Source organism: Chitinophaga sp. YIM B06452 (assembly GCF_039655965.1).
Taxonomy (GTDB): domain Bacteria; phylum Bacteroidota; class Bacteroidia; order Chitinophagales; family Chitinophagaceae; genus Chitinophaga.
The window spans coordinates 274,305-280,440 of sequence record NZ_JAWLKY010000007.1; the positions used below are offsets into that span (position 1 = coordinate 274,305).

Here is a 6,136-nt window from a genome sequence, read left to right on the forward strand (position 1 = left end):
GAAACAATATCAAACAACCCCAGCTTCTGCTTGGCGGTGGTCTCCTGAGTTGGAGTTTTTTTCAATTTCTTTTCCATTTTGTGCAAATTTAGGGCTTTGAGGTAATTTTGCAAGTTTTGTACCGGTATTCTTTTTGGGCGGCTTTTTATTACTTTCAGCGGTGGATTTTTTTGAATCTCGTTCTTGAACAAATAAGACTTCATCTTCTGCGTCACTTGAAACCAAATATAAGGATAATTCTGTTAAAACTGCCTGATATTCATCACCCCATGTTTTTGAAAGTTTCACTATATTAAGTTTTGACGATATCAGTTCATAATCAATGATATATCCATGGTCAGGGCACCCATGAACGAGATAATCCACCACTGTCCTGATAGTAGATTGATCAATTCTTGGATGATATTGTGATAAAATCCTAGTACCATATTGGTGCCCGATGTCTAACTTTCTTCTCTTATCCCCAAGTTTGTACGGGTCGATTTGCTTCATTAATGGTTCATAGAACTTTGTCAAGTTATCCAACAACTGACGGGACATTTCCGTTTTGGAAAGATTAATTTTCTTGTGCTCATAAAGCCTTATATACATTGCCTCATATACTTCTCTGTAACGCTGTTCGATTCGTTTTAATGAATATTCATCATTTAACGCGCTCTCCCTGTCAAATTCTGGACCATCTTCCCTTGCTTTTCCTAATTGCACATCGAGTGGCCCCAATTCCCCGGCTTCGTCAAGAATAATTGTTGATCCTCCCAGGGCCATCAATGTTGCAGCGCTTTTTGCCCAAAAAGGGACAACTATATTTACAGTTTTGAAATTGGATCTCAATGTTCTGATTATTCTATAAGCGTCGTCTGGGAGTCCACCTGGTGAATGAACAACAACATCAATTTCCTCAACATCCGCATGTTCAGTTTTTAATTTCATTACCTGCTGCCTAACTGAGAGGAAACTCCCCGGATGAATTGCGGAGTGAAATATCAATTGGGGAATACCATTTCTAATTTTTGAAAGCTCTCTTACCAGCTTTGTAATCTGTATCATAACGTCTGTTTAGGTATAAGATGTTTTTTTTCACTAAAGGGGTTAAAATCATGGGATAAGTTTATAAAATACTAAATTTATTTATTAATTAATTAGCCAAAATTAGATAACTGCCCTGATGGGGAATGGTTTTCTTGCGCCCTTGTTTGGTGGCTAATGCCTATTGCTCGTAAACGTGAAAGTGAAGATTTGCGATCCTGCCATATTCGTACGACCGCAGCCAAAGCTCGCACCTTTTCAGGGCATAACCATCCAGATATTGGTTCAGCCAGCATTTAAGGCTCACGGCTTACCTACCACTCTTCAGTTTGTGGCGAAGGCACAAGCATCGCTGTCTTCAGAGAAACTATGAGGCGGTTGATATCCCTATCAACATAGTAAAGCATTCTTTTATCTCTCTTCTTCTTACTTTTAACAAAATCTTCAACAACCATGTGAGTAGTGCTTGGGCTTACATTTATTGTACTTGAATAATATCCTTTGTTGTAAATTGATAGGTTGATATTTGTGACCTCGTACCGGTATCTACCATCCTTAAATTGAACCTTTACCGTATGATTGATATCAACTGGCACAACCGATAATGCCGTCGGATCCCAATGAGATTTAATGATGCCTTTCCCAATTATTTCACCATTTTGCTTATCGTCCAACTGAATAACATTGTTGGCTGATTTATAATGTTCGACAAACCATCTACGCGCTCGCCGGTATAGTTCTTCCAATTTTGCGCTATCGATCTTGATTACATCACTGTATGTAACGATACCGTTATTTGCAGGAAGGGTATCAGGCAAAATAACTACTTGGGCATTGCTCGAAATTGCATTGAAAAATAACGCAATTATTGCAAATGGAATTGAATAGTATTTCATAGTGGTTAGTTAAGCTTCTTTCTGGAAATTATTATTTTAGTTTAATATGATCTTTGATAACTTTTAGTAAATCAATGTCCCAGGCCCCATAAGCTGTCCGAAGTACTACCGCAGCATGTCGTATCTCCATTAATGCGGTTGACCCCAGATATTCGACTATAAACCCCCGGTGCGGGGTATGAACTAGCCGGAATCCCACCCTAACCACTTTGCCGTTCAATTTTATGTTCCGGTGCTGCAGGGCCATATAAGAAACGCTCAAAAATCCTGCCTACTGTCGGCTAATTCCGTAACCAAAAGCTGAAAATTGATCTGCTCCTTTGCAAAATGAAAACCAAAGAGGATATTCATTTCCTTATGGACCTGGCAACCACTATGATATCTTGAGGCTGCACTACTTCTCTAACAGCTTTTTCTTTTGCGCCTCGAACTCCTCCTTAGTTAATACTCCCTCGTCCAGAAGTGCTTTTAACTTTCGGATTTCGTCTGCTACGGAATAACTTGATTTAATGTTTTCCGGCAGATTTAAATCCTGATTCTTTGAAACAACTTCCCCTGAGGCCAATGCATTTGCAATATCAATTTCTACCTCAACCCCATCAACGATGATAAATACATTGTACTTCTTTCCAATTCTGTTATTCCCTTGGTAACGAACTGTCGATATCCTTCCTTCCTTTTTTTGGTACTCTTTTGCAAGTGGTATTTTTGCAAGTGATTTGGTCGCAAATTTGAAATCTCCGCTCGGTAATGTCCCTATCCCTAATAATATAGTATCGCCTTTCCTATATGAATCGAATTGATTCATGTATAAAGTTCCAGAGTATTGATTCACCCTTGGGTATTCGTTCTTATTGTCTTGTGCTTTTAAATTAGAACCGTAGGCTACGAATAGAAAAAAAATAAGAATTGACTTTTTCATAGTTGGTTGGAGTTTATGTTCATTATTTGGTATCTAATATTTGTTATTCAGAGAACTTCTCACACCTACGAAATTTTCCTGGGATTGTTACGCAGAGTATCTGCGCTAAACTTTAAATTTATTAACTGTGAACAACATATACACTGCGTACTGTGGTTATAGGTTTGTTGAGCATACATCTATACCATTTTGTTAATCACCAAAACCTACAGCCATGGCCAAAAAGAAAAAGAGAGGGAAAAACAAAAAATCGGCAATCTCTATTATTTGTTTGATTCCCGCTGATCTAACCTTTTCTTTACAAGATCTTCTAATTGCCCGGCAACAACAGCTGCAGATTGACCATTCGCCTTTGCCAAAAGCTCTGCAACAGCAAGCAAAGTAACATCTGAAACTGCTTGGATTCTGCTAATTGTAGCGCCTAAATCCATTTCAACTTTTTTCTCACCTTCTAAACCTCCAACCAGGTATTTCAATTTCAAAAGTTCAACATACTTAGCCGGAATTTCACCACGGCTAAGTATTTGACTTATGTAACCCTTATTCCTTCCGCTATCCTCTGAGAGTTGCTCTCGCGTCATCCCGGTTTTATAAAGAATCAGTTTCACTAATTCCTCGAATTCTTTTTTAGACATTTTCTAAAGATTGCGTTTCGCAATTTAAATTTGTCGAAACTTTGCGTTAGGTATTGTTTAATTGCGTTTCGCAACGTAACATTGTATTGTCAATGCAAAAATACAGTGCATCGCACAGTGAAATAAGCGTAAAAATAAGGGTTTTTCAGAATACGTGAAAATACGGGTCTCAATATGACAGTAGCAATATCAAAAAGCCAGAAGAGAAAAGAAAAGGCAAAAGTAAAGCGCCAGGTGCGTGAATGGGGTATTGAGTTGAAGGATATCGCAGCGGCTTCCGGCTTTCATCGTAATACAGTGAGTAAAGCCCTGGACCCTGAGGATAAATATTGGAACGACCAGGTATTGGCATCCGCAATGACGCTTATAGAAGAACGGCAGAACTCCTCTAATCTTTAACCCCTCCACCATGACCCAGTACGAAAAAGAAGTTCTATCAGCGGAAGTGGCCTACCACATGACCTCCTATAATTCTCGGGTCGAGGACGCAAGGAAAGCGCGGTTACGGGCTGATCTGTCCGACAACCACTACACAAAGGGGGTAATGAATTCCCTGGCTGCAATCTTCGAACGTGAGGCCCAGGAGCAGCTGGAACTGTACAACCAGAAATGCGCGCTGTTGGAAGGGAGCAATATCAAGGGAGGCTTAGTGGTATCCGCCGGCGGGGAACTGATTCATAAACACCTATAATCTATGATAATGACCTTAAACACTATCGCTCGTGAAATGGCAGCCTCCTGGGCTGAGCACCATAAAAAATGGCATGACCAATACCTGGTTAAGGCAGAGGAAGCTGAAAGCCGGGCAAAAGAAAGCCAAAGCTGGGTAGTTCGGATGTCTGCCCGCGGTACAGCAAACGCATTCAGGATGATGGCAGCGGATCACTTGGCCCAATACTACGAAAAGCTCCAGGTTGCTGCAGGGCCTTACATCGGCCAGCTGATCACAAACTCCTGCGGTATTCTTATTCAAAATAAATGATAACTCTTAAAAATTTCAATCATGGAACAGATTTCTACTTTATATGCAAACATCCAGGTCGTGCTTTATGTGGTATTCGCCTTTGCTGGCGTGGTGCTGTCTTACAAACTCCGTAAAGACGCAAGGCAATGATCGGTTACGTGGTTGCCCTACTGGTGCTGTCCACCGCAGGCCTGATATGGATCTACATGAAGGCGCCAGGGTCAACGGGAGAAATGGACGATTACGATGATCGAAAATACTTCGACTGATGGGGAAGGTGTCAAAGCGGTTGCGCAGGCTGAGGATGTGGGATAGAATAATGGGGTTGATAAGCTTTTCCTTGCTTGCCGTGGTGTTCTGGTTGATCCTTGATCACATTCTTCAAAAGCCATGATCTCTTTTTAAGAGTCAGTATCAGAATAGCCGGGGGTGATCTCACTCCGGGTAAATCGAAAAAAAAGTTCTTTAAATATTGGGGTTGGATTATAGGCTCGGCGTTCTAGCGGGCGCTGGGCCAAATCCAACCAACGACATTTTCATAGGTATAGGGATAATTAGATTTCCGCCGGGAGTGCTCTCGCTCCTGGAATTTCAATCAGCCTATCGCTTCAGGTGTCCCTTCGATGGGGAATAGGCTCAACGACCTTGAAAGCCTGTTGAGGTAAATCGGGGTGTAATCTGTACAGTTGGCATGATTGGGATAAGACGATCCGTGGTGCCGGACATAGCAAAGCCGGATGACAGCCGGGAAAGACCGGCAGATGAACAGGTGGCGAAATTGGTAGACGCTACGCCATGTAGGCCGATATGTAAGCTGAAGGGTACAAAAGCAGACGTGCATGCAGGTTCGATTCCTGCCCTGTTCACAGAGATCTTTGAAATCCGCAATTCCCCTGGCGGCCGCTTCGGGCGGGAACACTGGGGCTCACTAAAAATATTAACTATGAAGTAGCGCAACCAGGATCACAGGATAGAAAAAGCAAATCCAAAACGGAAAGATGAGATGTGTTTTTAACGCCGGATTGATCCACCGGCTAACATGGGGGCGGCAACCGGCCTAAAGTAATCCCTTCCGGCCAGGGCCTTGCGGGTTCGAATCCCCAGCCTCCACGGAGGACCCCAATTCAAAAGGGGAGTCACCATGAAAACGTAGAGATTAACATCACACCCGGAATGCCTACGGCTATGGATGAAATCTCGGTAAGGTAAATTTTGGTGTAAACGGGGGCGGTGTTTGCCCGCCCCTACTTTAAAAATCTTTAATCATTATTTCACAATATCAAAAGTACAAAATGGCAACAAAACTTTTTAACAAAGACAAATTCTACATCATCCGCGCTGATAAAGCTGGTGTGTTCATGGGCAAGATTGCCTTCATAGAAGGCACAACCATTGGCGTTAATGCCATCAGGCGCCTTTACTATTGGAAAGGTGCGCTGGATGCAACACAGATCGCAAAATGTGGTGTCTCCAGACCTCAGTCTTGTAAGTTTTCTGAGCAATTATCTGACACAGATCTGAGCATCATTACAAACCTGATAGAATTCCATCCAATGACAGACGAGGCCATTAACTCTATAAACAGCGTGCCAGTATGGAAGCAATAATTAAACTTTTTCTTTCCGGCGACGGCGACGGCTACGGCGACGGCTCCGGCGACGGCGACGGCGACGGCTACGGCGACGGCTCCGGC

8 protein-coding genes and 1 tRNA gene are annotated in these 6,136 nt (G+C 42.4%); 5 read left to right on the forward strand and 4 right to left on the reverse strand.

The window, feature by feature from the left end:
- Window positions 1-9: 9 nt before the first annotated feature.
- From R3I13_RS25275 to R3I13_RS25290, 4 genes are all read right to left on the reverse strand, one after another.
- On the reverse strand, window positions 10-1,047 hold the full coding sequence (locus R3I13_RS25275) for a hypothetical protein (protein ID WP_346320780.1): 1,038 nt from the start codon (window positions 1,045-1,047) through the stop codon (window positions 10-12).
- 293 nt (window positions 1,048-1,340) lie between these two features.
- Window positions 1,341-1,922 (reverse strand): DUF4468 domain-containing protein, encoded by a 582-nt coding sequence (locus R3I13_RS25280; protein WP_346320781.1) that lies wholly within the window; start codon window positions 1,920-1,922, stop codon window positions 1,341-1,343.
- 394 nt (window positions 1,923-2,316) lie between these two features.
- Window positions 2,317-2,844 carry an SHOCT domain-containing protein gene (locus R3I13_RS25285; RefSeq protein WP_346320782.1) on the reverse strand — a complete coding sequence of 176 codons (528 nt, stop codon included), beginning with the start codon at window positions 2,842-2,844 and terminating at the stop codon, window positions 2,317-2,319.
- Window positions 2,845-3,107: 263 nt separating this feature from the next.
- Entirely contained in the window at window positions 3,108-3,479 is a 372-nt protein-coding gene (locus R3I13_RS25290) for a hypothetical protein (RefSeq protein ID WP_346320783.1), read from the reverse strand.
- 174 nt (window positions 3,480-3,653) lie between these two features.
- On the opposite strand from R3I13_RS25290, the gene R3I13_RS25295 reads away from it, so the two are divergent.
- The 5 genes from R3I13_RS25295 to R3I13_RS25315 all read left to right on the forward strand — a co-directional run bounded on the left by R3I13_RS25295 (window position 3,654) and on the right by R3I13_RS25315 (window position 6,050).
- Window positions 3,654-3,878, forward strand: a complete 225-nt coding sequence (locus R3I13_RS25295) for a hypothetical protein (RefSeq protein WP_346320784.1) — start codon at window positions 3,654-3,656, stop codon at window positions 3,876-3,878.
- Window positions 3,879-3,888: 10 nt separating this feature from the next.
- On the forward strand, window positions 3,889-4,170 hold the full coding sequence (locus tag R3I13_RS25300; RefSeq protein ID WP_346320785.1) for a hypothetical protein: 282 nt from the start codon (window positions 3,889-3,891) through the stop codon (window positions 4,168-4,170).
- Window positions 4,171-4,179: 9 nt separating this feature from the next.
- Entirely contained in the window at window positions 4,180-4,461 is a 282-nt protein-coding gene (locus tag R3I13_RS25305; protein ID WP_346320786.1) for a hypothetical protein, read from the forward strand.
- Window positions 4,462-5,206: 745 nt separating this feature from the next.
- A tRNA-OTHER gene (locus tag R3I13_RS25310) sits at window positions 5,207-5,309 on the forward strand.
- A gap of 426 nt (window positions 5,310-5,735) precedes the next feature.
- Window positions 5,736-6,050 carry a hypothetical protein gene (locus tag R3I13_RS25315; protein WP_346320787.1) on the forward strand — a complete coding sequence of 105 codons (315 nt, stop codon included), beginning with the start codon at window positions 5,736-5,738 and terminating at the stop codon, window positions 6,048-6,050.
- Window positions 6,051-6,136 lie beyond the last annotated feature (86 nt).